Annotated in this window: 1 protein-coding gene; it reads right to left on the reverse strand. The window is 53.3% G+C overall.

What is annotated here, in order from left to right; genetic code table 11:
- Positions 1-453: 453 nt before the first annotated feature.
- The gene (locus B0E52_RS18365; protein ID WP_139351653.1) at positions 454-1,239 is read right to left on the reverse strand and encodes a hypothetical protein; all 786 of its coding nucleotides are present in this window, start codon (positions 1,237-1,239) and stop codon (positions 454-456) included.
- Between the last annotated feature and the right edge of the window lie 178 nt (positions 1,240-1,417).

The following is a 1,417-nucleotide window of genomic DNA, read 5'->3' on the forward strand; positions in this document are numbered from 1 at the left end:
GGTGATGGCTCGCGATGGACGCATGCGGTCCTCCCTCTCCCCCAACATCGTTGGGGGAGAGGGTTGGGGTGAGGGGGGCTTTTGCTTCTGTGCTTACGCAAGCGACAAAGCGGTTTCGTGCCGCTGCCGCGGCCCGAGTTACTTCTCCTTTGCTTGTCCAAAGTAGAAGTAACCAAGAGGAAACGACACCCCGATGGCGCGCCCTCCAGGCATCCTGCCTTCCGGGTGCGCGTGCGGGTTACGGGGTTTTTCGACGGCATGTCCCTGTGCCGGCGAAAAACTGGCTCGCATCCCTGCGAGCCATCCTGCGGACTTTCCTCCACCCGCCCGCCGCGCCATAGGGGCCCCGGAAAAGCGGCGCGCTCCCGGCGCGCACTCGGACGCAGCCGCTGCGCGGCAGCGAATGCACGAGGATTACTTACCTTCATCCCTTTCGTGCTTATTGCGAAGTTACTACTTTCTGGTTGCCTGAAAAAATGTGTCTTGCGCTAAAATATTTTTAGTCGCCATTTCGGCAGAATTCACAAAAACATCAGGATCGCCCGTTCTGCTGAATTTCAAGATGGAGGATGCTCCTGATCCAGTGACAAAGAATGTTTGTTTGGTTTTGTTGTCCATAACCTCCCATTTCAATGTTAATGATGCAGAGCCCTTCATTCCGTCAACAGAGTAACAAATGTTTGCATGAATGTTTTCAATTGCAACGCCAATCACAACGTCGGCATTTTTTTCTTCGTTATCTGGTATAAGTCCGGTATCAACCTTATATCCGTACTGTGAGAGTGTTTTTTCCATTTGCTCTTGTATGGCGCTTACAACGCCATGGTTGTCAACCCACATCAGGTCGGTTCCTCCGACGCATAGTGTCCCGCCTTTCATTTGTCCTATCTTTTTGTCAATTAGCTTAACCGCGACATTGGCGATATAAATCGTTTTTGATCGTTCTACGTTGCTCTGAATAGGGGAGAGAGATGCTGGTGCAGCAATTTTGGCTGGGGCGATCTCCGCACAGCCGGCAAGAGTTGCACAAATAGCTGCTGCCACGACAAGTGTTCGGTGCATGTAAAATCCCCTTTTGGATTTGCGACGATCGAACTGGTGATGTTGGTCCGAGGCGACGCTAAGTAGACCACGAACTTGGGTAAAAAAGCATGGATGCCCTGCCATTGCTAAGTTATGATCGGGCGCGAGATTTTGCGTCCGAACGTGTAACAGGTTAGGGATGGTCTGATCAATCACCGCCTCATGCTCTCGGCGCGTATTTGAGCCAGCGGCAGGCAAGATGCTCCCGCCCGCGAGCCCCATTCCATGTTCTTCGTGCCGCCGCCAGCCTTTTCAGGCCACGGCGGACGCAGCAACCCTATCTCGGTTGCAGCAGTATCCCGCGCGCCATCCATAGGTTGACCAGCGCAAACTT

Origin of the sequence: Rhodanobacter sp. C06 (assembly GCF_002001105.1) — a bacterium.
Lineage (GTDB): Bacteria > Pseudomonadota > Gammaproteobacteria > Xanthomonadales > Rhodanobacteraceae > Rhodanobacter_A.